The 26,418-nt window shown below is 42.0% G+C and carries 20 protein-coding genes; 6 read left to right on the forward strand and 14 right to left on the reverse strand.

Features of this window, described 5'->3' with window-relative positions; translation table 11 throughout:
• Positions 1-40: 40 nt before the first annotated feature.
• A complete protein-coding gene (locus FS736_RS16800; protein ID WP_144479359.1) occupies positions 41-1,666 on the reverse strand; it encodes an ATP-binding protein in 1,626 nt (541 codons plus the stop codon).
• Between the two features lie 182 nt (positions 1,667-1,848).
• Between FS736_RS16800 and pepF the strand changes: the two genes are divergently transcribed.
• Positions 1,849-3,666 carry an oligoendopeptidase F gene (pepF, locus tag FS736_RS16805; RefSeq protein ID WP_144479361.1) on the forward strand — a complete coding sequence of 606 codons (1,818 nt, stop codon included), beginning with the start codon at positions 1,849-1,851 and terminating at the stop codon, positions 3,664-3,666.
• Between the two features lie 41 nt (positions 3,667-3,707).
• Here the strand turns inward: pepF and FS736_RS16810 are convergent, their stop codons facing one another.
• The 4 genes from FS736_RS16810 to FS736_RS24380 all read right to left on the reverse strand — a co-directional run bounded on the left by FS736_RS16810 (position 3,708) and on the right by FS736_RS24380 (position 9,596).
• Complete coding sequence (locus FS736_RS16810) at positions 3,708-4,295, reverse strand: hypothetical protein (protein ID WP_144479363.1); 588 nt, start codon at positions 4,293-4,295, stop codon at positions 3,708-3,710.
• A gap of 14 nt (positions 4,296-4,309) precedes the next feature.
• A complete protein-coding gene (locus tag FS736_RS16815) occupies positions 4,310-5,485 on the reverse strand; it encodes a ParM/StbA family protein (RefSeq protein ID WP_144479365.1) in 1,176 nt (391 codons plus the stop codon).
• Between the two features lie 757 nt (positions 5,486-6,242).
• Positions 6,243-9,326, reverse strand: a complete 3,084-nt coding sequence (locus FS736_RS16820; RefSeq protein ID WP_144479367.1) for an efflux RND transporter permease subunit — start codon at positions 9,324-9,326, stop codon at positions 6,243-6,245.
• Positions 9,327-9,446: 120 nt separating this feature from the next.
• Positions 9,447-9,596: a hypothetical protein gene (locus FS736_RS24380; RefSeq protein ID WP_186326820.1), complete on the reverse strand. Its 150-nt coding sequence runs from the start codon at positions 9,594-9,596 to the stop codon at positions 9,447-9,449.
• A gap of 130 nt (positions 9,597-9,726) precedes the next feature.
• On the opposite strand from FS736_RS24380, the gene FS736_RS16825 reads away from it, so the two are divergent.
• Positions 9,727-10,719 carry a DUF3231 family protein gene (locus FS736_RS16825; protein ID WP_144479369.1) on the forward strand — a complete coding sequence of 331 codons (993 nt, stop codon included), beginning with the start codon at positions 9,727-9,729 and terminating at the stop codon, positions 10,717-10,719.
• 43 nt (positions 10,720-10,762) lie between these two features.
• Here the strand turns inward: FS736_RS16825 and FS736_RS16830 are convergent, their stop codons facing one another.
• Positions 10,763-13,162 carry a S8 family serine peptidase gene (locus FS736_RS16830; RefSeq protein WP_144479371.1) on the reverse strand — a complete coding sequence of 800 codons (2,400 nt, stop codon included), beginning with the start codon at positions 13,160-13,162 and terminating at the stop codon, positions 10,763-10,765.
• A gap of 413 nt (positions 13,163-13,575) precedes the next feature.
• Between FS736_RS16830 and FS736_RS16835 the strand changes: the two genes are divergently transcribed.
• Positions 13,576-14,802, forward strand: a complete 1,227-nt coding sequence (locus FS736_RS16835) for a dicarboxylate/amino acid:cation symporter (RefSeq protein WP_144479373.1) — start codon at positions 13,576-13,578, stop codon at positions 14,800-14,802.
• 62 nt (positions 14,803-14,864) lie between these two features.
• On the opposite strand, the gene FS736_RS16840 is transcribed toward FS736_RS16835, so the two are convergent.
• Genes FS736_RS16840 through FS736_RS16850 form a run of 3 tightly spaced genes read right to left on the reverse strand, consistent with a single transcriptional unit; the run spans position 14,865 to position 17,243 of the window.
• Positions 14,865-15,824 carry a PDR/VanB family oxidoreductase gene (locus tag FS736_RS16840; RefSeq protein WP_260983634.1) on the reverse strand — a complete coding sequence of 320 codons (960 nt, stop codon included), beginning with the start codon at positions 15,822-15,824 and terminating at the stop codon, positions 14,865-14,867.
• 16 nt (positions 15,825-15,840) lie between these two features.
• Positions 15,841-16,272 (reverse strand): dimethylamine monooxygenase subunit DmmA family protein, encoded by a 432-nt coding sequence (locus tag FS736_RS16845; RefSeq protein ID WP_144479375.1) that lies wholly within the window; start codon positions 16,270-16,272, stop codon positions 15,841-15,843.
• A 20-nt stretch (positions 16,273-16,292) separates the two neighbouring features.
• Complete coding sequence (locus FS736_RS16850; RefSeq protein ID WP_144479377.1) at positions 16,293-17,243, reverse strand: heme-dependent oxidative N-demethylase family protein; 951 nt, start codon at positions 17,241-17,243, stop codon at positions 16,293-16,295.
• A gap of 298 nt (positions 17,244-17,541) precedes the next feature.
• Between FS736_RS16850 and ahpC the strand changes: the two genes are divergently transcribed.
• Both ahpC and ahpF read left to right on the forward strand, forming a co-directional pair.
• Complete coding sequence (gene ahpC, locus FS736_RS16855; RefSeq protein ID WP_144479379.1) at positions 17,542-18,105, forward strand: alkyl hydroperoxide reductase subunit C; 564 nt, start codon at positions 17,542-17,544, stop codon at positions 18,103-18,105.
• A 13-nt stretch (positions 18,106-18,118) separates the two neighbouring features.
• Positions 18,119-19,648 carry an alkyl hydroperoxide reductase subunit F gene (ahpF, locus tag FS736_RS16860; RefSeq protein WP_144479381.1) on the forward strand — a complete coding sequence of 510 codons (1,530 nt, stop codon included), beginning with the start codon at positions 18,119-18,121 and terminating at the stop codon, positions 19,646-19,648.
• 880 nt (positions 19,649-20,528) lie between these two features.
• Here ahpF and FS736_RS25225 read toward each other — a convergent pair.
• From FS736_RS25225 to FS736_RS16880, 5 genes are all read right to left on the reverse strand, one after another.
• Positions 20,529-20,657, reverse strand: coding sequence for a hypothetical protein (locus FS736_RS25225; protein ID WP_260983635.1), 129 nt, complete (start codon positions 20,655-20,657; stop codon positions 20,529-20,531).
• 105 nt (positions 20,658-20,762) lie between these two features.
• A complete protein-coding gene (locus FS736_RS16865) occupies positions 20,763-22,262 on the reverse strand; it encodes a malate:quinone oxidoreductase (RefSeq protein WP_144479383.1) in 1,500 nt (499 codons plus the stop codon).
• 564 nt (positions 22,263-22,826) lie between these two features.
• A complete protein-coding gene (locus FS736_RS16870; protein WP_144479385.1) occupies positions 22,827-23,384 on the reverse strand; it encodes a hypothetical protein in 558 nt (185 codons plus the stop codon).
• A 230-nt stretch (positions 23,385-23,614) separates the two neighbouring features.
• Positions 23,615-24,220 (reverse strand): prolyl hydroxylase family protein, encoded by a 606-nt coding sequence (locus tag FS736_RS16875; protein WP_144479387.1) that lies wholly within the window; start codon positions 24,218-24,220, stop codon positions 23,615-23,617.
• 170 nt (positions 24,221-24,390) lie between these two features.
• Positions 24,391-25,239, reverse strand: a complete 849-nt coding sequence (locus FS736_RS16880) for an MBL fold metallo-hydrolase (RefSeq protein WP_144479389.1) — start codon at positions 25,237-25,239, stop codon at positions 24,391-24,393.
• Between the two features lie 225 nt (positions 25,240-25,464).
• Between FS736_RS16880 and FS736_RS16885 the strand changes: the two genes are divergently transcribed.
• Positions 25,465-26,088, forward strand: a complete 624-nt coding sequence (locus FS736_RS16885) for a DUF2238 domain-containing protein (RefSeq protein ID WP_260983636.1) — start codon at positions 25,465-25,467, stop codon at positions 26,086-26,088.
• Positions 26,089-26,418 lie beyond the last annotated feature (330 nt).

A 26,418-nucleotide genomic window follows, 5' to 3' on the forward strand; every position in this document is an offset into this window, starting at 1 on the left:
GGATGGCATATTGCCATCCTCCTCCTCTTATATAGAGTTCTTAATCCGTTAAGGGAAGTTTTATTTCAACCAAAGTCCCTTTGTTTAGCTTACTTTGATAGGAAATCGTCCCACTATGCTGTTTAATGATTTTATGGCAAATCATCAATCCTAGACCTGTTCCTTTCTCCTTCAATGAATAAAACGGTTCTCCTAAACGAGGGAGTAATTCTTCTGGAATTCCGCTGCCTTCATCCTGAATGGAAATAATGCATTCACCATCCAGGCCCTTTTGCAGCTTTATATCAATATTTCCTCCCTTAGGCATGGCTTCCATAGCGTTTTTTAAAATATTCAGGAACACCTGTTTAATCTGGTTTTTCTCGCAGGTTATGAAAAAATCTGTCCCCAGATAACTTCGGCTAATTTGGATATTCTTCATATTCGCCTGTGGGGATAAGAATTCGACCGTATGATCGATCAAATCACATAGATTGGCCCGGTTGAGCTGGATAGCCTGAGGTTTTCCTAAAGAAAGCATTTCACTGGTTATTGTCTCAATTCTTTCTAATTCACTTAGAAGCAAGTTGTTAATTTCATTTAATTCATCTTCTTTTCCATATAGCTGGATAAACCCCTTTATTGTTGTAAGAGGATTACGTATTTCATGGGCTACTCCTGCTGCCAGTTCTCCTACAATCGATAGCTTTTCAGATTGCAAAAGAATCTCCTCCGCTTTTTTCCGTTCAGAAATATCCCGGCTTATTATTACAATGTGCTCAATCACCCGCTCATCACTCATTACCGGCATCCAGCGGGACTCAAAATCCATCCATTTTCCTCTTTTATCTTGAAAGCGAAACTCTAATGGCATCGATTCTTTATTTTTCATAATCTTTGTGATTGTTTCTCTGAAAGTCACAACGTCATCTGGATGAATTAACTTACATATCTCAATCTTTTCAAGCTCTGCTGCCTTGTATCCCAACACCATCTCATGAGAGGGTGAAAAATAAGTTATGGCATGCTCTTTGTCCATTACCATGATGAGGTCTGATGTATTCTCCGCTATGAGGCGGTATTTTGATTCACTTTCCTCCAGCGTCTGCTCCATCCTCTTTCGTTCCTTAATAATCCTGTATAACTTTTCATATGACTCGATCAAGATTCCTCCAATAAGTACTCCTATTGACACAAACAATAAGTATTGGAAGTGAAATATTGGATTGTCTCTTATTATGTTGAAAACAATCGGTACAGTAATTATATAAGTGACAATGTAAGAAAACAGTAAAATCATAACTCTCTTGACTGGTTTAAAATGGGTAGTTGCTTTGTGAATAACGACCAGAATGGCCATCACCACTAACCAGCCAACTATTGCCGGAAACCAGTTTACAGAGACCATTAACCTTGATGCCAACGCCATGCTGCCGGTAATAATTCCTGCAGCAGGCCCAAGATACGCGAAGACCAAAATGATGACGGCATACCGAATATCATATGAGTAACCTTCATCCTGGAAAGATAACATTACAAGTACAGAGGAAACAATACCCCCGTATAATCCTACCCAGAGCCACAGTTGTTTTAATGGCTTATGATTCAGGTAAGAGCGAATGACTAAAGGAGTACTGACCATTAAAGAAAGCATTGAGAGATTAATTATGTAGTCTATTAAAATCAACTGGCTCCCACCTATTGTAAATTTCCGAATTTACTAATTATCATAAACCAGAGATTCAACCTTTTCCATAACATTTTAATACTAGCAGTTCAGTATTATTTTTAAATTTTTAAAATAGTTAAATTATAATTTAATTATTTCGGTTTTCGTAGTAATATGAAAGGATAAAGGAGGAGATATCCATGAATAAAACTGTTGAAAAACGTCTTGCCCGCTCAGAAGTTCATGAATCACTGACCTGGAATCTTAATGATTTATATCCATCTGACAAAGAGTGGGAGGATGCACTGAAAGAGATCGAGGCTGATGTTAAAAAATTCGATAGCTTCAGAGGAACCTTACATACAGGGCCGAAAGCTTTACTGGAATGCCTTACTGCCCAGGAAGAGTTAACAAAGAAATTGGTAAAGGTTCGAACATACGCAAGCCTGAAGCAATCCGCTGACGGCACTGACCCGGTGAACCAGGCAAATTCAGCAAAGGTTGGGGCCGTTGGCACAAAGGCGATGGCTGCACTATCCTTTATTTCATCTGAAATCCTTGAGTTTGATGAAGGCAAAGCAGAAGAGTTCATCGAGGCTGAGGAAGGACTCCAGCCTTTCAAAAAGACGCTTCTTGAGCTTCTGGAAACGAAAAAGCATAAACTATCGCCTGAAACAGAAGAAGTCCTTGCTGCTTTAGGAGAAGTCCATTCAGCACCTTACAACATATACAATATGGCCAAACTAGCGGATATGGAATTTTCGTCTATCAGGGACGAACAAGATAACGATTTGCCAGTTTCATTTGCGCTGTTCGAGAGCCGGTATGAATTTTCGCCGGATACTTATGTCCGCAGAAAAGCCTATGATTCATTTGTTTCAACCCTCAAACAATATAAAAATACCATCGCCGCCACCTATGCCACCGAGGTAAAAAAACAGGTGACCCTTGCAAAGCTGAGGAAATATGAATCCGTTACCGATATGCTTTTGGAGCCACAGCAGGTAACAAAGGAAATGTATAATAACCAAATTGATATCATCTACAAGGAACTGGCCCCGCATATGCGCCGTTTTGCTCAGTTAAAGAAGAAGGTGCTGGGCCTGGATAAAATGATGTTCTGTGACTTGAAGGCTCCATTTGATCCGGATTTTGATCCTCAAATCACTTATGATGAGGCACGACAGCTGATTACCGATTCATTGAAGGTAATGGGAGCGGATTATACAGCAATGGTTGAAAAGGGCTTTGAAGACAGATGGGTAGACCTTGCTGATAATGTTGGAAAATCAACAGGTGCATTTTGCTCAAGTCCTTATGGATCACACCCATATATCCTGATCACATGGGCGGACAATATGCGCGGCTGCTTCACGCTGGCACATGAATTCGGCCATGCGGGCCATTTTTACCTGGCCAATAAAAATCAGCGCATCATGAATGTGCGTCCATCCATGTATTTCATTGAAGCACCATCGACAATGAATGAAATGCTTTTAGCCCAATATCTTCTTGATAAAAATAAGGAAAACCCGCAGATGATTCGCTGGGTGGTCTTGCAGCTGCTGGGAACTTATTATCATAATTTCGTGACCCACCTGCTGGAGGCTGAGTTCCAGCGCCGTGTTTACGCGCATGCTGAAGCTGGGAATGCACTTACGGCAAAAACACTTACTGAAATGAAAACAGATGTCCTGACTGGCTTCTGGGGCGATACAGTCGAAATCGACGAAGGGGCGGGTCTCACCTGGATGCGCCAGCCACATTACTATATGGGCTTGTATCCATACACCTACTCTGCCGGCCTGACTGCATCGACCGCCGTTTCCCAGTTGATCCAGGAGGAAGGGCAGCCGGCTGTTGACCGCTGGCTTGAGGTGCTCCGTGCAGGCGGAACCATGAAGCCGCTGGAATTGCTGAAGCATGCCGGCATCGATATGTCGACTCCGGAACCTGTACGCAAGGCTGTCGGTTATGTTGGATCACTGATCGACCAATTGGAAGCATCCTATCAGTAAAACTAAGAAACCCCATGGAGGTCCATGGGGTTTCTTCATGCTCACTTATTCATTTTGGCAAGGAAATCTCCTAACAGATCATCCAGATCTTCTTCTGTCTCTTCCTGGTCCGGTGTTTCAGTTTGTTGGGCTGATTCCCATTCAAATGAATCCAAATCATCGTCCAAGTCGTCGATTTCAGCACCAGAGGCCGTTTCCTGTGTTACCGGTGATTCCTCTTCTAATGCTGTCGGGTGCATGTTCATATCCTTTTCCTGCAGGTAAAGAGCCTCATCTATTTCAGTAGACTTGCTGTTCAATGAGGCCAGCAGTGCGGTTGCCCTCAAGGGATCCGTCAACAGATGATAGACGATATTGCCCAGCAAAGCTTCTGAATGCTCATGCTTGATCCAATCCCGCTGCGATTTGCTGAGACTCCGAGGGAGAGGGATTGTAATCGTTTCGCGTTCCCTTGAATAAGAATTCCCCACACCTTTGACGACAAATTCGGCAATCTTGCTCGAAAAGTTCCTTCGCTCTGTTTCCTTTAAGTTCTGGAGATGCCTTAAGATATGGTCTGGTGTATCAGAGGGAACACGAAATGACAATGCTTGTCCTCTCTTAATCTCATTTGGGTTGGTTTTTTTCATAGGATCACCTTATTTTAGCTTTTAACAGGTTCAGAAGCGGCTTTGCTGCTCTTCTCTGATTTTTTCACAAAGTCCATGATGAGCTTATAATAAGCGTTCGCCATCATCCAGATGCTTTCTTTTTCATCCTCGAAAAATTCAATGTTATAGCCATCAAGATTATTGTTCAATGTTTTGATATATTCTTTTAAAACTGTTGCTCCTCCGCCAACAAAATAGCAGATTTCAGTCTGGGAATTCTTTGCCCACACATTGCGAAGCAGGCGGTATTGCTTTTTAGCCAGTTCAAGCAGGATACGGTCTGTGATGTCATGAACGCTTGTACGGCTTCCTTTGACCATGATATGGTTCCGGTCATTCTTGCGCGTGATGATCTCTACAACGTCCGTACGGCTGTCTAACTCGACGCCATGCTTGCTGCGGATTTCTTCCCTGATTTGTTCGAGTGCTTCAGACACACCAAGGTTGAAGCCCTGTGCCTTGTCATCATCGACATTGCGATTCTTGATGACAGCGATATCTGTTGATAATCCGCCGATATCCTGGATCAGGATTCTTCTATCAATCAAGTCCTTATTGATGATTTTCAGGCTGTTATCCATTACTAGATTGATATATGCTGCGAAGCCTTCAGGATAAACCTTCACTTCATCGAATTTGATATTTACTTTCAGTCCCTGGTATTTCGGGGTAACAAGGAATTCAACCTGGTGAACGGATCCTACCAGCTTGGAACGGTAGCCAGCATCTTTTCCTTCCTTGACCTCGCGAAGCGGAAGGCCGGTACCAAGCGTATAATTCGCATCAATGACATTCTTGCTTTTCGGGAAAAGCTTGGCATTGTCTTCATTGACAGCATCCAATGCTAGAGTAGCGAAAAGCATAATCAAGGTCTGATCTTCCTCCGACTTGCTGCTGCCAGGATCAAGTTCGGTAGCATTGTCACTTTTAGTAGCCAGGTTTCCGACACGATAGATTGCGTTATTTTCTTTCAGGGCAGGGGAGTGGACACGAATATGGATTCCATCAAGCGGATCCTTCGCATCAAGCTCCTCGATGCCGATTACAGGACGGTCTTCAGTGTCCCTTGCCACGATGTTAGGGATATTCAGTTCGTTATCAAATTCTCCAAAAATAGCTTTAATAGAATCGTTACCAACATCAACTGCTGCAATTCTGGATTTCGTCATTCTTATCATTCCTTTTCATTTATGTATACTTACCTACTATTCTAAAGGTAAAGGGAAATAATAGATACTGCAAGATATACGAGTAAAAAGAAATGTAATTGTAAACATGTAAACGAGATGTAAACCTGACGAGTATTGTATACATAATTGTACACAACGAATACAAATCTGTATACATGCCTATATATCAGCATGTATACGAGTTTGTATACGTGTAAACATAATTGTACACCCATTGTTTACAAAACGTATACATGTATACATATTTGTACACATTAAAATATTTACCTTATTTTACCTTTTAACAGACCTATCAGAGCCCCCTCCCCTCCCCTGCCGTTGAAAAGATTTTAAAAGATTTGAATTTTAATGAATGAATTTGATTGGTAAGAGTTGAAGATGAAAGAGTCATTGGAGGCAAATAACACAACGGACATGAAAAAGGTTCCAGGAAGTAAATAACCGCACCATAAAAGTATGCATGTATAACAGTGCCAATTTTTAAAAAGGCTTCAATATGCAGATGAGTAATATGAATCCACCACACCTACCCAAGAGACTTGAAAAAGGAAGTTGAAAAAAGCAGGGAATTGTCGGAACATGGAGAAAGAGGAAGGAAGAAAGAAAGAAATAACAAGGTGTATTTCCGCATTTTTCCATAAAAAGAAGTAATGGTTACCTTCTGATCACCCACTATCAATGATAAAAGGTAAAAAAGGCCCCTGTGGACGACTGGTCATCCGCAGGGGCTATTGTATTAATCCTCTTGTATTTCTCGTCGATTTTTCTTAAAAATTTTCGACAGAACTTCATAAACAATTGGCACAACAATCAGTGTTAACAGTGTCGAGCTTGTTAAACCGCCTATTACAGTAATGGCAAGGCCTTTTGAAATCAAGCCTCCGCCTCCTGAGCCCATGGCCAATGGAATCAGGGCACCAACAGTGGCTATTGCTGTCATAAGGATTGGACGTAAACGCGTTGCTCCTGCCTCAAGAACGGCTTCACGCATCGTCATTCCATCACGTTCCATGTGGATGATCCGGTCTACGAGTACGATTGCATTCGTTACAACAATACCAATCAGCATCAAGAGACCCATCATGACTGAAACAGAAATCGTTTCATCTGCAATCAACAATCCAACAAACGATCCGATAACCGCAAATGGGAGCGAGAACAGAATGGCGAATGGCGCTACACCTTCACGGAAGGTTACCACCAGGATGAAGTAAACTATCGCGATAGCAGCAAGCATTGCAGCACCTAGCTGTGTAAATGTTTCGGTCATGTCCGCCTGTACGCCTGCAACACCAACTTCTACACCCTTTGGCATATCTAAAGCATCGATTGCCTCTTGGGTTTCAGCAGATGCTTTTGAAATATCATCATCTGTAACCGTTCCTGAAACGGATGCATAGTACTGCCCTTTACTGCGGGCGAGTGTATTCATCGTTGTACCTTTTTCAACGGTTACCAGTTCTGATAATGGCATCGTTGTTCCCATGGCTGTTGGGACTTCTGTATCCAGGATATCATCAACTGACTCAGGCTGCTTTTCCTGCTCCTGCTGGACGATGACATCTAGTGATTCACCATCTTTTTCAATCGTCGTCAATGTATCTTTAGTTTTGTTTGGGTTTAACATCATGACAATTTGTCCGGCTGTTAAACCATATTGCAGCAATTCGTCCTGTTCGACTTTAAATGTGTATTCCACGTATGCTTCCTCTGCACTGGAACTTACATCTTCCAAGCCTTTAATACCTTTCATCTCACCCTCAGCCATTTTCACAGCATCAGTAAGTTTGTCTAGATCTTCACTGTAGAATGTGTAGCTGATTTCGTTCTCCGGCATCGACATGCCGCCGAAATTCTGGCTCTTCCACTCGCCGCTTTGTCCAATTTTGAATACATACTCTTCAATTTCTTTCTTGACGTCTGGAAAATTTTCCATATCAGGATCAAAAATCAGGTACATCAAGCCTCCGCCTGATCCCCCGCCCATCATTGCCGACATCTGGTCAGCTTCATCGCTAATCGATACTTGAACGATGTCAATATCATCACGTTTGAGCATCTTTTCTTCGACTTCAGCGATACTCTCGATTGTTTCTTCTTTAAGTTCGCCTGCTGCAGGAGTATAAGTAAGGTACATAACCTTATCTTCCTCGCTGCCCATGAAGCTAAAGCCAATAATCGGTGTGAGGGCAAGGCTTCCAGCTAAAAGTACAACAGCAATAAGGGAAGTGATGATTTTATGGTTAAGCGACTTGTTCAAGACGCCTTTATACCAGCTTGCCAGTTTGCCAACTTCTTTGTGGCTGCTTTCTGTTTTTTCACCATAAAGTTTCTTTTTGAACAAGAAGTGTGACAAGGCCGGAACGATTGTAATGGCAACAATCAATGAAGCACCAAGGGCAAAAGTCATTGTCAATGCAAATGGCGCGAACAATTCGCCTACCATGCCTCCTACAAAAATCAGCGGTGCAAAAACAGCAACCGTTACAAGTGTAGATGATAAAATTGGCTTGAACATTTCAATGGTTGCTTCACGTACTAATGCACGGCCTGTTAATTTTTCTTCCTTCAAGTGGAGGCGTCGGTATATATTTTCCACAACGACGATCGAGTCATCTATTACACGCCCAATGGCAACCGTAATCGCGCCAAGTGTCATGATATTAAGCGTGATTTCCATCCAATTCAACAGCAGCAATGCCATAAAAATCGAAACTGGAATTGACACAATTGATATAATCGTAGACTTGAAGTCTCGTAAAAACAGCAGAATAACCAGGACCGCAATCAATCCGCCAAATAAAGCTTTTTCAATCATTGTTGTTACAGATTCTTCAATTGGCTTACCCTGGTCCAGTGATACATCAATGGATAGGCCATCAATTTTATCCTGTTCTTCTTTTATTAAATCCTTTATCTCATTCACAACATCAACTGTGTTTGCTTGCTGTTCCTTGACAATCTGGATGGCAATCGCATCATTGCCGTTTGTACGGGAAATGGACTGCACCTTGCCTACCAGCTCAATCTCAGCAATATCACTAAGCTTTACAAAAGGTGATGGATTTGATTCTGATGGAGTTACCGGAATCAGCATGTTCTTCAGTTGTTCAGCAGTGGTGAACTTGCCATCAACAGCAACTGCCTGCTCGCCTTCCTTAAATTCAAAAAGCCCCAGCGATACGCCTAAATTGCTGGCCTGAATCATTTCCTTCACTTTGTCTTCCGTCAAACCGAACTGAGCCATTTTCGCTTCATTATACGCAAGATTCACTTCTTCGATATGCTGTCCTGTTATCGTTACGGAAGCCACACCATCGATTTTATCGATCTTCGGAAGCAGGATATCCTCGACTGTTGATGTAAGCTCAACAATATCCTCTTTCGTGCTGCTGACACTCAGTGCAGCGATCGGCATCATGTTCATGCTGATGGCCGTAATGGTTGGCTCCTGTGCACCTTCCGGAAGCTGAACCGTATCCAATGCCGACTGTAAAGCCCGCTTGGCTTCATCCATATCAATGCCATATTCATACTCAACCTGGATACTGGACATATTGGAATATGAATTGGAATAGACGTACTTTACATCTTCCAGTCCTTCCACCGCTTTTTCAATCGGGATGGACACATCATCCATTACCTTCTCAGGAGTGGCTCCGGGATAAACATCCATGACCATTAAATACGGGATGGAGATATTCGGAATCGTCTCCATGTTCATCCGCGTACCTGAATAAATTCCTGAGACTGTAATGATGATCGTAAGCAGCCAAACCGCCAGTTTATTTCCAAGCACAAAATTGACCAGATTTTTCACTATTGCACCTACCTTAATTAATCATTTACACACATTATAATGTTAATGACTGACCGGTCATTTGTCAATTCTGTATGCACATTAAAAGACCCACTCAACATGGAAAGTGGGTCTTTGGTATTATTCATCATCTATTTCGCCATCACCAATCTCATCTTCTTCTTCCACATCTTCCAGCTGTTCATCATCTTCAGGAGGAGCATCGTTGCCACACCCTGTAATAGAGAACATTGAAATCGCTAATAATAGCATAGCCAGGTACTTTCTCATGAAACAAACCTCCTTTTGAAAAGTATGTCCTGGTATATGGGGATTCTATGTAATTGGGATAAAAATCAATGATGATTTGTAATAAATATCTAAAAAATACAAACACTATTGGGAAAGGAGTGTATCATCGATGGGAGAAATAAATGTGGGTTTAACCTCAACAGAAATATCGAATATATGGTCATCTTACTTAAAAAGCAGTATGGAACTTCGTTTTTTTCAATATTTTTATAGGACAGCTGATGATTTGGAACTGAAAAAGATATTAGAAAAAATGGTCGTTTTCTCTGAGAATAGCCTGAACGACCTAAAAAATATTTTTTTAAAAGAGAATCTCCCTATACCGCTAGGGTTTACGGATAAAGATGTCAGACTCGACGTTGAAAAGTTTTTTTCTGACACTTTTATATTATATATTTGCCATGATATTACAATGCTTTCACTGACTACCTATCCGAGCGCTTTTCCGGATTGCACGCGCAATGATACAAGGGATTATTTTCAAGGGGCCATAGAATTCACCATCAGTATTCAAAATGAAATTACAGACCTGATGCTGCAGCAGGGAATTTTTCTGAAATCCCCCCAGGTAGCTATGGACCATACCATTGACCTGGTGGATGAAATGAAATACTTGAACGGCCTATTTGGGCACTCCAGGCCTGTAAATGCACCTGAAATTGCAAACCTCTCAAGAATTCTCCATCGGGCGCACTTTTCAAAAATGGTTCTATTATCCTTTAGTAAGCTCGCCAGCCATAAGGAAGTAAAACAACATTTAAGCAAAGGAGTTGATGCACTCAATAAAGTGATGGATACGCTTGAGGATACATTTAATAAAGAAAATATTCCTTATTCAGCTTCCGGTGATTTCAACTTTTTCGAAGTGAATCATTCACCTTTTTCTGATAAACTGATGCTGTTTTTCGTTAATACCTGCCTCGGAATGTTCTGCTTCATTATGATCAATCAGGCTTTAACCTCAAGTTTACGGTCAGATATTGTAACCAAATTCACTCTGATCTCAGCTCAAATGAAAAAATTTTACGGAAAAGGCCTGTTGCTCATGATTACCGAAAAATGGCTCGAACAGCCGCCTCAGGTTTTCAACCGAAAGTCATAAAAAGGATTCCTACTGAGCAATCTAGTAGGAATCCTTAATTTAATTATTCCTTTGTAACAAGGTAGGCTTTGTACTCTGCTTTTCCTGCTTGTTCTACATATACTCCCAACACCCAGTCTCCGTTAGGAAGTTCAATACCATTTTGAACTGTGCCGTCCCATAGGAATTCGTGGTATGGAACCGGGGCATTCGTGAAAGAGCCAATTGTGTCTACAAAGCCACCAATGGTGCCATTTGGATTGAACACATAAAGATCATATTCTAAAACTTCTGCCCCGCCCGGAAGATAGGCACCAACATAATAACCATGATCGACTTTATCCATGAATGCACCTGTTACACGAGGGTAATCCGGCTCTCCGATGAAAAGGATCGTTGGCACGTCAAATGTCTCAGACCCATCAGAGACTTTAATGGTTCCTTCATAATATCCTGGGTCCAGTTTTGAAGTATCGACCTGGACATTGAAGTTCACTTGCTGGGACTTGCCTGCATTCACTTTCAGGTTGTTGCTTGTCATTATCTTGATGCCAGCTGGATTTGCGGCAAATTCTACATCAAAGCTATAGGTCTTGCTTTTTCCTGAAAGGTTTTTGATTTCAAAGCTATTCTTTTCAACTTGCTTGCCGCTATCCTTCACAAACTTGCCGAAAGAGTGGCTGCCTGGAGCGACGAGTGTCTTTGTATTCAAAGCATTAACAACTCGGATACTTCCTGCGCCTTGCGTGTTATGGGCATAAACTTTACCCGTAGCAGGGTCAATGACATCAGCTGCAGTGTTCATCAATGCAGCCTTTACATCTTCGGTACTCCATTCCGGGTTCTTTTCTAACAGCAATGCTGCAGCACCTGCTACGTGAGGAGATGCCATGCTCGTGCCTTGTAATGATGCGTATCCATTACCTGGGTAAGTACTTACGATATTCACGCCTGGAGCCGAAACATCCGGTTTGATCATCCATGTCAGGGTAACCGGGCCGCGGGAAGAGAAGGCGGCCATTGTTTCGCCGATTTCCTTATCAAACTCTATATTAAATGAAATTTTATTATTACCTGCTTTTAATTCTTCAAGCAGCTTTTGGCCATCCGAAAGTTCGGTTTTAATTGTCGGTATGGCCATTCCAGGAACATCCGCATGCTCACCAGGAATATTGTTGAAAATAATAGCACCGACTGCCCCAGCCTTTTTGGCATTTTCAGCTTTGTCAACGAACGCTAAGTCACCACGGCTGATTAACGCGATTTTTCCAGTAAGGTCCTTGCCATTAAAGTCTTCTGGGTAGGCTTTTCCCACAAACACAAACTCGTATTCATCATCATTCAATGCAAGTAATTCTTTATCTGATGGGAAACCCATAACTTTAGCTGTCGGGTAATCCGCGCCCTCAGATGTGGAGATTGAAGCTTTATATTGATTGTAAGGCAATTGTGTCGCCCCTACAGAAATTGCCTCACGGGAGGTACCAGGGGATCCAACTGTCCAGTTATTAGGACCAGAGTTTCCGTTGGAAGTGACTGCTACTACACCTTCAGCCATTGCCCAATCCAGCGCAATGGAAGTCGCCCAGTCAGGGTTATTCAGTGAGTTTCCAAGAGACAGGTTCATGACGTCTGCACCATCTTGAACAGCCATTTCAATCCCTGCCACTACATCTTCTGTTGTACCGCCTTCCGCACCAAGAACTCGATAGCCCAATAATTTCGCATCTGGAGCAACCCCCTTTATCGCACCATTCGCCGCTACTGTACCTGATACGTGAGTTCCGTGATATTGGCCCGCACCTTCCATTGGGTCATTATCATCGTCAACGAAATCATGCCCTTTGTACTCACCAAATGCATGCGCAAGATCAGGATGAGTGTAATCAACACCCGTATCGATGACTGCTACCGTCACACCCTCACCTGTGTACCCGGCATCCCACGCTTCGTTCGCACCAATAAATGGAGCGCTGTTCATCATGTTCGGACTGAATTCCTCCGCGGAAACTTTCTCTGCAGAGATGACTTCAGCAGTGTAATGAATATTCGGATAGACCGCCTTGACGCCAGGAAGCGCCATCAATTTAATAATTTCATTCGCTGGAAGCTTTGCTGAGAATCCTGAAAATACATAATCGTATTCCCTATTCACTTCCGCCCCTTTCACCGAGTTCTTAAGTGCTCCAATAACTTTGTTTCTTTCAGTTTTCAGGCTCGCCTTCGTTTGCTTCTTTCCTTTATGCTTCGCTTCAACAATCGATTCTGCTTTCAGTTCAACAATGACTGATGTCGGCCGTTTGGAGGAAAGTTCTATATCCCCGAACAATTCCGCTAACGGCAATTCAGTCAATTTCGCCCTGGAAGCTGTTCCTTCATTTGCCGCTGCTCCAAAACCAAATGTTGATAAAATTAAAACAAATGCTACTACCGTGAGTAAAAACCTTGGGAAATACCTCTTCATTCCTAAGCGTCATCCTCTCAATTTTGAATAATATAAAACCTCACTCCTTTGTCTTAAAATTTGGCACCTCCTTCAGTAAAAAGAGTGAGTAAGTATCTATAAATCCCCTACCTATTACTAATTAACTAATCTCTCAAATTTCCCTTCAATTAGTTATCTAAAAATTCCGACTAATCTCGCCGAATTATTGAACACAAATGTCCAAAATAGTTGGTTAATAGACAAAACGAGCTTTTTTTATTAAAGATTCATCAAAGTCCGATTCTTCAACTAGCATTACTTTTCTGGACACTCTTTCCAATTTCACTATTGTCTGTTTCAGTTAACAGGTGTAGTTTATAATTAAGTGCATTTTCTTCATTCTTATAGGGGTTATAAGAAAAACAATTTCACAAAAAGAGGCGGTACATAAAGTGAATCTATGGAATTCATACAAAAATTCATCATTTATTTTAAAAATGACCATCGGCTTTGTTCTGGGGATATTAGCTGGTGTTCTGCTGGGGGCTGATGCGGAGTTCTTGAAGCCATTTGGCACGCTGTTGATCAAGCTTCTTAGTCTTATTGCTACTCCAGTAGTGTTCTTGACGGTTGTGCTGGCAGTCAATCAAATGAACCCTGCACAGCTTGGCAGGACCGGAGGTAAATTGATCCTGTATTATGGGGCAACAACTGCTGCGGCTGTGTTGATTGGTCTGGGTCTTGCGTTATGGATCAATCCCGGGGAATCCTTGACACTCCCGAATACGACCGTAGAGAAACCTGCGACACCATCCATTTCTGATGTCATTTTCAGCATCGTCCCTGATAATTTCTTTTCAGCTTTCACAACCGGGAACTTGATGGCGATTCTGTTTCTGGCGATCATCATCGGCTTCACGATTTCAGGAATGAGGTTTTCCGGTGAGGAGAAAACCCAGCAATACGGGGTACAGCTGCAAACTTTCCTTGAGGCAGCCAATGAGCTGTTCTTCAGGATTTTAAAGGGAATCCTACTTTACGCACCGATCGGTATTTTTGCCATCAGCGCATCCACTTTTGGCACACAAGGGTGGGATACATTAACGTCACTACTGGAATTTACAGCGGTTTTTTATATTGGAATCATCATCCTCTGGGTTTTCGTGTACAGCGGGACTCTTAAACTGTTCAAGATCCCGGTCAGGAGCTTTTTCGCGAACACGAAGGATGCATATACAACGGCTTTCTTTACTTCGAGCAGCATCGCTTCCCTTCCAGTAGCCATCGAAAGTGCGAAAAAGGCTGGAATTTCCGAGAAGATGGTGAACTTCAGTTTGCCGCTTGGCGCTGTGTTCAACTCTGATGGCGGAGCACTAAGAATGGGTGCATCGATTGTTTTTGCCGCCAATGTCACTGGTGCCAATTTCTCGCTGGTTGATTTCGTTACCATCATTCTTGTTGGTACATTGCTTTCCATCGGAACAGCAGGCATTCCTGCAGCAGGGCTTGTCACCCTGTCAGTGGTACTGACGATGTTCGACCTGCCGCTTGAAGTCGTCGCACTGATCGCTGGCGTCGATGCGATCATCGGCATGGCCGGGACGGCTTCCAATGTCGTCGGGGACGTCGTAGGAGCCGCTGTAGTTGACCAATCTGAAAAGAAAGCAGAATTAGCTTGATACTAGCAAGAATCATAACAAGTAGAAAACCGCATCTGGAATAAGGTGCGGTTTTCTAGTTTCTATAAATCTAATACTAAATGCCCTTCCCCCCGGGAAACAAAGCATAGAATCGACTGATTTGTACGTTGTTGTTCTTCAGTGAGGAAGGAATCGAAATGGGCGACTTCCCCCTCTGCTACTTTCACTTCGCATGTCCCACAGCCGCCAACCTTGCAGGAAAAAGGCAGATTGATTCCATTTTCACGGATCACATCCAGCAATGAACGATCCTTTGGAATTTCCAGCTGCATTCCGCTATTTTGCAGAGTCACGGTAAATGGCCTGGCTTCTCTATTCTCGGGTGGAGCAAATCGCTCGAAATGAATATTGAAAGAAGGATATCCATAGCTTTTTGCCGTTTCGGTGAATTCTTCAATCATGTTTTCAGGCCCGCAAAAATATACATGGGTCCCAATCCGGTGATCTTGAAGAGAAGCTGGAGATAATCTATTAGAATTCTCATCCTCTGAAAAATAAAAATAGCATTCCTCTGGATAACGTTCCCTTAACGTATTGTAAAAAGCGCATTGTTCCTTTGTTTTCGCTCCATAATGCAGCTCGAAAGATTGGTTCTTTTCGGCGAGTTCAGCCATCATTGATAAAAAAGGCGTGATCCCAATGCCGGCTGCATAAAAAACATGGTGTTTAGCTTGAAAACTCATTGGAAAATGGTTTTTAGGATAGCTGATCTTAACAATATCCCCTTCAATGACACTATGATGCCAGTAAGCGGAGCCGCCATTTGAAGGCTCGGCCAGACGTACGGCGATCTCCATGACACCTGGCTCTGAAAGGTTAAAAACTGAATAATGTCTTTCCATTATGCCTGAAGGCTGCGGCAAATAAGTGATTATATGGGAGCCGCCGCCAAAGAGCGGGAGCTTGACGCCGTTCACTGCTTCCAGGGTGAACCTTTTAATGGTTTCCGTTTCCATTTTTATAGATTTCACTCGTACTTGTATTGTATTGCCCTGCTGCAATCTCAGTCCCCCTGTCTCATTTGATCGTTACATATCCCAAGTAAGCATCCAAACGGCGGGAATAATGATCCGAAACCTCGAGTTCCTGCCCACAGAACCTGCATATGACAATCTGGTTTTCCCAGGCTTCATTCTCGCCATGACAAGTACAGCATATTAACTTTTTCGATAAAAAAACCTTTGTTGCAGTCTGTATTTCCTGTTCGGAAAAACCTGTTTCAAATGCCAGCTCCTTTACCATTTTCACAAATTCCGCCGAACCGGATATGTATAGGTAGGTCCCCATTTTTTGCGTGCAGAACCAGGTTTTCAGCATGGGTTCCTGTCCCTCAGCGAAAATATGAAAATCAAAAGGGATTTTTTCAGACAATGCCTGTTGTAAAAGGTCGTAAAAATCCCCGGCACCCCCCGAATCCGTACAAAACAAGAATTTTCTTTTCCCACTCACTATTTTAAAGCTGCTTTCACTCATCTCTTTTTCAGTTCCACCTCCAGATATTCAAGGACCGAGTTCCGGTACAAGGAAATACCTTTATATTCTGCGATGAATTCAGGAAGTTCCTTCAAGATTGCCGAAAATTGCTTTAGCCATGGGGTATGCTGGATGAGTGATTCAAGGGGCAGCATATGTGTATGGATGGTAAATAAAATCCCATTGCTTTTTGGCAGCCGGAAAAGTTTCTGTACTTCTACCCGCAAGTGGACCAGTTCACCTGCATTTTCTTTTGTCACATTTTTTCGGGCCTTGCCCCATTCAGCGAATGTTTCAAGCGAGGTATCCAGCCGGTCCCCTGCCATAAGTGACCAATTTTTCCTCCACCATGGACTGCCTGCCTCGATTCTCATTAAAAACTGGAGAATGCGCTCATCAAGTGATCCATACTTGAACCCGGGAATTGTCGTATGGATTTCTTTGAACGACATTCCAGCATCAAAATACAACGACCAATTGGCTGGAAAGCAGAGCTGACCTGCATCCAGAAATAAATCCCCGTCCCGCTGCATCATCAGGATCAAATCTTCCTGCACATGCCGGCCGACAAAATCCAGCGGTTCAACGTCCAGTGTTGCCTGATTTCCAAATATGAAGGAATGATTCTCACCTGTTAACTGGTTAGTGAAAATCCAATGGTCATTGTTTGCAACAAGCTGGTAGTTCTCAGGATAGAAACTGGCCAGCTGGTGCAGGATTAAATCCAACACTTCCCACTGGGCATCCAATGTATGTGGCATGGAGTGGTAACAGCGTTTGGGGTGATTTATCAGCAATTCTCTCTTCAGCTTGATGTCCTCTAAATAAGATTTTGTCACTTCGATGGCAATTGGTGGATTTAATGGTACCGCATTGTTAGAATATCTATATACATCCTGTTCACCAAAAGGATAAGGAAAAGGGTCCTTATTCTCAATAGAGACCATCTAATTCCTCCTTTTCAGAATTTTTCATCTACTTATTACTATACAGAAGTTCAATGAGGAATTCATTACACAAGGAAAAGTTGGACAAACTAATCTAGTGCAATGCTGTATAAATCTATCTTTTTTTTGAAATAATTATTAAGAACTAAAAACCGGTGTTTATCACTTGACACTTAATAAGTTTTATATAATAATCGTTACTGTATTAGAATTATTCTAGTTTACCGAATAGTTAACTGAATTCATTCAGGAAAACTATTTCAAAAATAATTCAACCATTTTAAGGAGGAAATTAATCATGGCATTAATCGGTACTCAAGTTTTACCATTCACAGCAAACGCATTCCACAACGGAGAATTCATCACTGTTTCTGAAGAAAACTTCAAAGGCAAGTGGAGCGTAGTTGTATTCTACCCAGCAGACTTCACATTCGTATGCCCTACAGAGCTTGAAGACATGCAAAACGAATATGCTACATTAAAAGAAATGGGAGCAGAAGTATATTCTGTATCAACTGATACACACTTCACTCACAAAGCATGGCACGACCACTCTGAAGCAATCAGCAAAATCGAGTACATCATGATTGGCGATCCATCTCAAAGACTTACTCGCAACTTCGATGTATTGAATGAAGAAGATGGTCTTGCAGAGCGCGGAACTTTCATCATCGATCCAGACGGCGTTATCCAGACTGTTGAAATCAACGCAGGCGGAATCGGCCGTGACGCTAGCCAGGTAGTTAACAAGCTGAAAGCAGCACAATATGTACGCAACAACCCAGGCGAAGTTTGCCCTGCTAAATGGAAAGAAGGCGGCGAAACTCTTAAGCCAAGCCTTGATCTTGTAGGAAAGATTTAAGGGGAACACTCCCATGTTATTAGATGCAGAAATTAAGGCACAATTAGCCCAATATCTTCAAATGATGGAGGGCGATGTGCTGCTTAAAGTTAGCGCAGGATCGGATGATGTATCACGAGACATGCTGGCTTTAGTCGATGAATTGGCAACAATGTCATCCCATATTAAAGTGGAGCATGCCGAATTAAATAGAACACCTAGCTTTAGTGTCAACCGTGTCGGTGAAGACACTGGAGTGACTTTTGCGGGCATTCCTTTAGGACATGAATTCACTTCATTAGTCCTTGCCCTGCTCCAGGTCAGCGGCAGAGCGCCAAAAGTTGATCAGAAAGTCATTGACCAAATTAAAGCGATCAAGGACGAATATCGTTTTGAGACATATGTCAGCCTTAGCTGCCACAATTGCCCTGATGTAGTACAAGCCTTGAACGTGATGAGCACTTTGAATCCTGGCATTTCACATACCATGATTGATGGTGCAGCGTACAAGGAAGAAGTTGAAAGCAAGGATATCATGGCCGTACCAACGGTATTCCTGAATGGCGAGCCATTCGGAAGCGGACGTATGTCCCTTGAGGAGATTCTTGCAAAATTGGGTTCTGGTCCAGATGCTTCCGAATTGGCGGACAAAGATCCTTATGATGTCCTTGTTGTTGGCGGCGGACCAGCTGGTTCAAGTGCAGCCATCTATGCAGCGCGAAAAGGCATCCGTACAGGGATCGTTGCTGAGCGCTTCGGTGGCCAGGTAATGGATACTTTAGGCATCGAGAACTTCATCAGTGTCAAGCACACTGAAGGCCCTAAGCTTGTTGCCAGCCTTGAAGAGCATGTGAAAGAGTATGGCGTCGATATCATGAACCTTCAGCGTGCCACACGCCTGGAGAAAAAAGACCTTATCGAGCTGGAACTTGAAAATGGTGCAGTCCTGAAGAGTAAAACTGTCATCATTTCGACTGGTGCCCGCTGGCGCAATGTCAACGTACCAGGAGAAGCTGAATTCAAGAACAAAGGCGTTGCCTACTGCCCTCACTGTGATGGACCATTGTTCGAAGGAAAAGATGTAGCTGTCATCGGCGGAGGAAACTCTGGCGTTGAAGCAGCAATCGACCTTGCAGGTATCGTAAAGCATGTAACAGTGATCGAGTTCAATCCTGAACTCAAAGCTGATGCTGTTCTACAAGATCGCCTGCACAGCCTTCCAAACGTCACAGTAGTGACAAACGCACAAACAAGCGAAATTACCGGAACTGACAAAGTGAACGGTATTACGTACATTGACCGTGCATCAGGCGAAGAACACCATGTTGAATTACAAGGGGTATTCGTACAAATCGGTCTCGTACCAAACACAGAATGGCTCGGTGACACGCTTGAACGCACTCGCTTCGGTGAGATTGTCGTAGACAAGCAAGGTGCCACAGACCTGCCTGGCGTTTTCGCTGCTGGCGATTGCACGGACAGTGCATACAAACAAATCATCATTTCAATGGGATCAGGTGCAACCGCAGCATTAGGTGCGTTTGATTACTTGATTCGTAACTAATAGGAAGCCGCTTTACTGCCTGGATTGATGGCAGTGGAGCGGTTTTTTTGTGGGCTGACAGGTTTTCTTGACAGCTTTACGCTCGCCACCCGCAAACCTGTCTAAATACCGAGGGTTTCTTGACAACTTTACGCTCGCCACCTGCAAACCTGTCTAAATAACGAGGGTTTCTTGACAACTTTACGCTCTTCACCCACAAACCTGTCAAAATAACGACCGTTTCTTGACAGCTTTACTCTCTTCACCCACAAACCTGTCAAAATAACGACGCTTTCTTGACAACTTTACTCTCTACACCTGCAAACCTGTCAAAATAACGAGGGTTTCTTGACAACTTTACGATCTTCACCCGCAAACCTGTCAAAATAACGAGGGTTTCTTGACAACTTTACGATCTTCACCCGCAAACCTGTCAAAATAACGACGCTTTCTTGACAACTATCCGCTCATCACCCGCAAACCTGTCAAAATAACGAGGGTTTCTTGACAACTTTACTCTCTACACCTGCAAACCTGTCAAAATAACGAGGGTTTCTTGACAACTTTACTCTCTTCACCCGCAAACCTGGCAAAATAACGAGGGTTTCTTGACAACTTTACGCTCGCCACCCGCAAACCTGTCAAAATAACGACGGATTCTTGACAGCTTTCCGCTCATCAACTGCAAACCTGTCAAAATAACGAGGGTTTCTTGACAACTTTACGATCTTCACCCGCAAACCTGTCAAAATAACGACCGTTTCTTGACAGCTTTCCGCTCATCAACTGCAAACCTGTCAAAATAACGAGGGTTTCTTGACAACTTTACTCTCTTCACCCGCAAACCTGTCAAAATAACGACCGTTTCTTGACAGCTTTACTCTCTTCACCCGCAAACCTGTCAAGATAACGACGGATTCTTGACAGCTTTCCGCTCATCAACTGCAAACCTGTCAAGATAACGACGCTTTCTTGACAACTTTCCGCCCATCACCCACAAACCTGTCAAAATAACGAACGCATATCCCAATTATCCCCCCTCCCAGGCAAATGCCTGATTAATTTCTAACCAACAAAAAAACCTCCAATCCCACCCTGGATTGAAGGTTTTGATTTATTATCCATTTAAAATAAATCAGCTGTAAACTCGCTCTTTATCGCTCAATCCCAGCGTTTGTGCTGTGGATTCATGGATTTCATGGAATAGTTCGGGATTGGCCGCTAAAGATACTCCATACGAAGGGACCATTTCCTTAATTTTATCTTTCCATTCGAACATTTTTTCTGGGAAGCATTTTTCCAGCACTTCAAGCATGACGTTTACAGCAGTTGATGCACCAGGGGATGCTCCCAGTAATGCAGCAACAGAGCCATCCGAAGCACTTACGACCTCTGTGCCGAATTGTAGTGTGCCTTTGCCGGAATCTGTGTCTTTGATGACTTGTACACGTTGTCCCGCGACTACGACTCCCCAGTCCTCGTTCTTGGCGTTCGGAATGAATTCGCGCAGTTCTTCCATGCGCTTTTCATGGGAAAGCATCACTTGTTCAATCAGGTATTTCGTCAAAGCCATCTCCTTCATTCCTGCAGCAAGCATAGTCATGACGTTATTCGGTTTTACAGAAGCAATCAAATCCAAATTAGATCCTGTCTTCAGGAATTTAGGCGAGAAGCCTGCAAAAGGTCCAAACAGCAAGGACTTTTTGTTATCGATGAATCTTGTGTCCAGGTGCGGCACAGACATCGGTGGTGCTCCCACCTTCGCTTTTCCATAAACTTTTGCGTGGTGTCGCTCGACAACTTCAGGGTTGTTGCAAACCAAGAATAAGCCGCTCACAGGGAATCCGCCAATCTGCTTTGATTCAGGAATGCCTGTTTTTTGCAGCAATGGCAGGCTTCCTCCACCGCCTCCGATGAAGACGAACTTGGTTTTATGGAGTTCCTCTTTGCCGCTATCAAGGTTTTTCACCTTGACTTCCCATGTCCCATCGCTGGCACGTTTGATATCTTTCACACTATGCTTATAGTTAATCTCAACATTCTTGCTCTCCAAATGCTCAAATAACATCCGCGTCAAGGCGCCAAAGTTAACATCTGTTCCCGAGTCAATTTTGGTTGCTGCAATCGGGTCATTAGATGTGCGGCCCTCCATGACTAAAGGAATCCACTCCTTGAGCTTCTCTGGGTCCTCTGAGTACTCCATTCCCTCAAACATCGGAATAGCTGAAAGCGCTTTAAATCGTTTTTTCAAGAAGGTAACATTTTTCTCGCCTTCTACCAGGCTCATATGTGGCAGCGGCCTAATGAAATCCTGGGGATTGCGAATTAAATTGCTCTTTACAAGATAAGACCAAAATTGTCTTGTAAGCTGAAATTGTTCATTTACATTGATGGCCTTAGTTATATCGATCGATCCATCAGGTTTTTCAGGTGTATAGTTCAACTCACAAAGGGCTGCATGTCCAGTACCCGCGTTATTCCACTCATTGGAGCTCTCTTCACCTGCTGAAGGAAGTTTTTCGAAAACTTTGATTTCCCACTCTGGTGCTAACTCTTTCAGTAATGACCCCAACGTCGCACTCATGACTCCGGCACCAATTAAGATAACGTCTGTAGCTTTCTGTACGTTGCTCATTTTATCCTTCCTTGTCCCATATATTTGAGTAGGCGCGTCGGATTGGGACACACCTTCTGCCTTTGTTAAAACCGTAACATAATCTATTATAATGATTTGAGGATTAAAATTTCTACTATTTACTGATAATTATAAACTATTTTGCCACTGTAAAAAAGTGTGAAGTCTTCCCAACGGTTTTATTGGCCGCCAAAGCCCGATAAATCCCCGTTTACACAAAGGGAATTTTAAGAGCCTATATTGAAATAACAGAACTATAGTTAGAGCTCCAAAAAGCATAAGGGTATAGATTACAGCGATTACTTGGTCAGGAAAAAACATTTTGGTTTTATACAAAGAAAAGGCCGAACTTATATAAAATAGTTCAGCTAGTTTAATTTATCCTGTTTGAAAACAGAAATCGTAAAATTGAATTGGTTTATAACAACAGGTTTATGTATTCCATTATCTGCTCCCACTGCCCTTCCGTGAATTTCCCAGGGGATTGTCCGATTATATTAAAAGGACGGATTCGTAAGAGAACCGGCCTTTCTGCTAGAGGTTGTAGTTGGATTAACTCCTCGTTCATTTATCCCTGAATTTCAGCATAAACTTTGTAAACCAATAAGCAGTGTACGCAATAGCGATGTCTATAAGAAAAATATAAAATTGATGCATGCCTCTCTCGATTTTCACCAAACCCATATACTTTTCGAAAGAAGCAAAGACAAATGCAAAAACAGCGCTTAGCAACGCGGAATAAACATAAAAATTCTTATGATGATTCGTACAATATTGATATACAAGCAAAAAACCCACTGGCAATGCAGAGGCTGTCATACTAAGAGCTGGAGGGAACCAGGGCGAGAGAAAGTATGTATGAATAAAATGACTGTAATTTGCAAGGACCTGTTCGACGTATGTCCATAGGATATGAACCGTATAACCAAAGAAAAAAATCTCAAATAATCTTTTTCGATCGAGTAAAAAATACAATAAGATCAATGGCAGCAGCAAAAAAGCCAAAACCATCCAGAACTGCCAGTTCCCCATATCGGAGTATTGATGCCAATATGAGGAGATTAACTTTGTCATCTCATCATTTTTTTCAGTTATTTGCTTCCAATAATCCTGGTAACTCAATGAAATAACCCCCAAATCATACAGGCAATAGTCCTCTTTTAGTAAGTTTCCGCTAAAGATGGAGGTTATATACCAAGCGCTGACATAATTCGACGTAATCTAACGGACCCGGCAGGTATGATGATTATAAAAGCAATTGTCTCCATATAGCCTACTCCTTCTTCGCCTTAAAAATGGCAAAAAAAGTTAAAGATACTGTTTTGACACAGTATCTCTTCTATAGTTTATATTCAATACTGTGGTTTTTCTCGAAACCATAGGGTCGCAATCCATTTCTCTCCAGCTATTAAAGGACGGGATCCATGCTTTGAGAGTAAATGGACTTGATTTGTTTCTTTACTAAAATTTTCAAAAACCAATAAGTTTCCCTGGATTGGGGTAATATCGAGAGAAAGAGCAGGAAAGAACGTTTCTCCTCCAGCATCCACACTATTTAAGTAAAGAAGTGCTGTATAGGTTCGTTGCCCACCTTTAAGTAAGTACTCTCTCCCAAGTTTGCCAGAGGATTTAAAAGTATCCAAATGCGTATTGAACTTACCACCAGGTTGATATCTGACAATTTGCAGCTTCTCCGCATAATTAAGTGGCTGCCCTACAATGGAAGCAATCCGCTCAGATATGTGCAGAACATTTTCGTTGATATTGTGATGTAACCAGGCATGTTCTGACTTCCGTGCACTTGAAAATGACTTTTTCGAGTCTCCGACAACAGCTGACGGTTTTAGTTTTCCTTTGGCTAAATCTATCAGTTCTTTACATTCTTCCTCGTTTACCACATTTTCATAATAAGCTATAAAGGGGCTTTTATCATGGTACATAATAGTCGGCTCCTTCATTAAATTCACCTCCATTGTAATTAATCTATTCTTTAAATTATGTAGTGGAAGTGTTTAATGTGAATAACTTAATGAACCATCCCTATAACTCAATAAAAAGAGAGCAGTACAATTACTACTCTCTTGTCCAGTAACGATATTCATACCCACATTGCTGACCGAATCAATATCTAATATCCATTTACAAAGTCGGTGATTGTTTCTATTTCATCTTCTGTAAGTTCCCTTTTCACATGCTTTTCGTATTCTTCAATGATTTTTTGCTGATCACCAAGGCAATTATCTGTATATTGGGCAATGGTTCTTAGCTTAGCTGCTTCCTTATTAAATTCATCTTTCGAAATCGCCCTTTGATGTGAAAGTATATATGTTTCTGCATCAAAAGCTTCTAATTCATTCAACAGCCGCAGCGTTTCATTGATTGTGTAGTTTTGTTTTTCGGAAAAAATATCTGGATAAATACAATCACCAAGAAAGAGAATTTTTTCTTCTTTAACATACACGATCACAGAATCTGAAGCGTGATCTCCTCCAACGTGCTGCACGACGCAAGTTACACCGCCAAGGTCGATTTCAACGCGTTTTTCAAACGTTAAATCCGGCAAGACAATGGTGATATCCCTGTGATCTGGGAATTCCTCCTTGATTGCTTTCGCACAAAATTCAATTTCCGATCCTTCCCTAACTCGTGCATCTAATGCTTCATCTGACCATGAAAGCGGGATTAGCTTCTCCATTTCTTGTTTCGTTTCTTTGGAAGCAATAGAAACTATTTTAGGGAATGCTGAAAGCCCAAAAATATGATCCCAATGCCAGTGAGTAAGAACGACCATATCAGGATCAGGGATTCCCCTTTTTAAAAGTTCTTCCAGAAAATAATTTGCATGGTCCTCCGAGTTGCCTGCATCAATCATTAAGGTCTTTTTCTTGCCCACAACCATCCCTAAAATTGGCCGGTCGGTCAGCGAAACTGGAGTGATATACCAAAAACTATTGCCTATCTTGTTTATTGAATGCATATAGGATTCCTACCTTCTTTATTTTATATTTAGTGAATTTTCCCTAGCCCATTTGTGACATTCAGCAACTACACTTTTTTTAAAAATAAAACTCCAATCCTTTATGGTATAGTTCACTGCAAACTACTACATGAGGTTATATAATTTAAAACTCATCCCATTTTCTATAATACATAAATGTTAAGCAAATACTAAATGCAACTTGTTTTTCATGGAGTGATTTGAATGTCACATAAAATGAATAGTTCTTCGATTCATTTTTTCTTGTTATTGGTTGTTTTACTTGTACTTATTTGGTCCCTGATTAAACCGGAAGAAGGATATATGGTTTTGTTGGTGGAGGTTTTACCTTCAATATTGGCAATACTGTTTTTAGTATTAACATATAATCTGTTTCGCCTCACCACTGTTTCCTATGTCATCATTACCTTTCTTGTCATTTTGACGTTTGTAGGGGGGCATTATTCTTATTCAAAAGTTCCACTCTTTACATGGATCAAAGATTATTTTGATTTACAGAGAAACCACTACGATCGGTTTGGTCATTTTCTTAAGGGGTCTATTGTGATAGTGATAATAGAGATATTATTAAGGAAAACGGCTTTATCGAAAAGTAAAACCACAAATTTTATTGCTTTATGTATAACCCTAGCAATCGGGGCTTTCTACGAAATCATTGAGTGGGCAAGTGCAAAAATAGGGAAAGAAGGGAAAGTCACAAAAGATTTTTTAGGGATGCAGGGAGACATATGGGATGCCCAGTGGGATATGGCACTTTTACTTGTAGGTTCCATTCTTTCGCTATTTATTATAAAAATCCTTTATAAAGAATTAGAAAGATCCAGATAATGGGTTGATATCTATTTAAAATAACCCAGGTACAACATTTGAGCAACAAGATAGATGGCCAAATAAACCGAGTTATTATTCATAACTTGGCTTTTTGGGCATTGTTACTATTTTATACATCTAGACCTCAACTACTTATGGTAAGGTTCACCCTAACATGGCTAAAGGCGGTTTTTATACAGCACTTCAAGATAAAACCAACGAAGCTTCAGCTTCATTTGCAGCTAGCTAGTCTTCATATGCGCGTTATCTAAAGCATTGTCGTAGGCTAATGGATTTTCAACTTGAACACTAATCAGTATATGCACAGGGCCTGGAACAATGGTTTTA

It is taken from the genome of Cytobacillus oceanisediminis 2691 (assembly GCF_007678455.1).
Taxonomy (GTDB): domain Bacteria; phylum Bacillota; class Bacilli; order Bacillales; family Cytobacillaceae; genus Mesobacillus; species Mesobacillus oceanisediminis_A.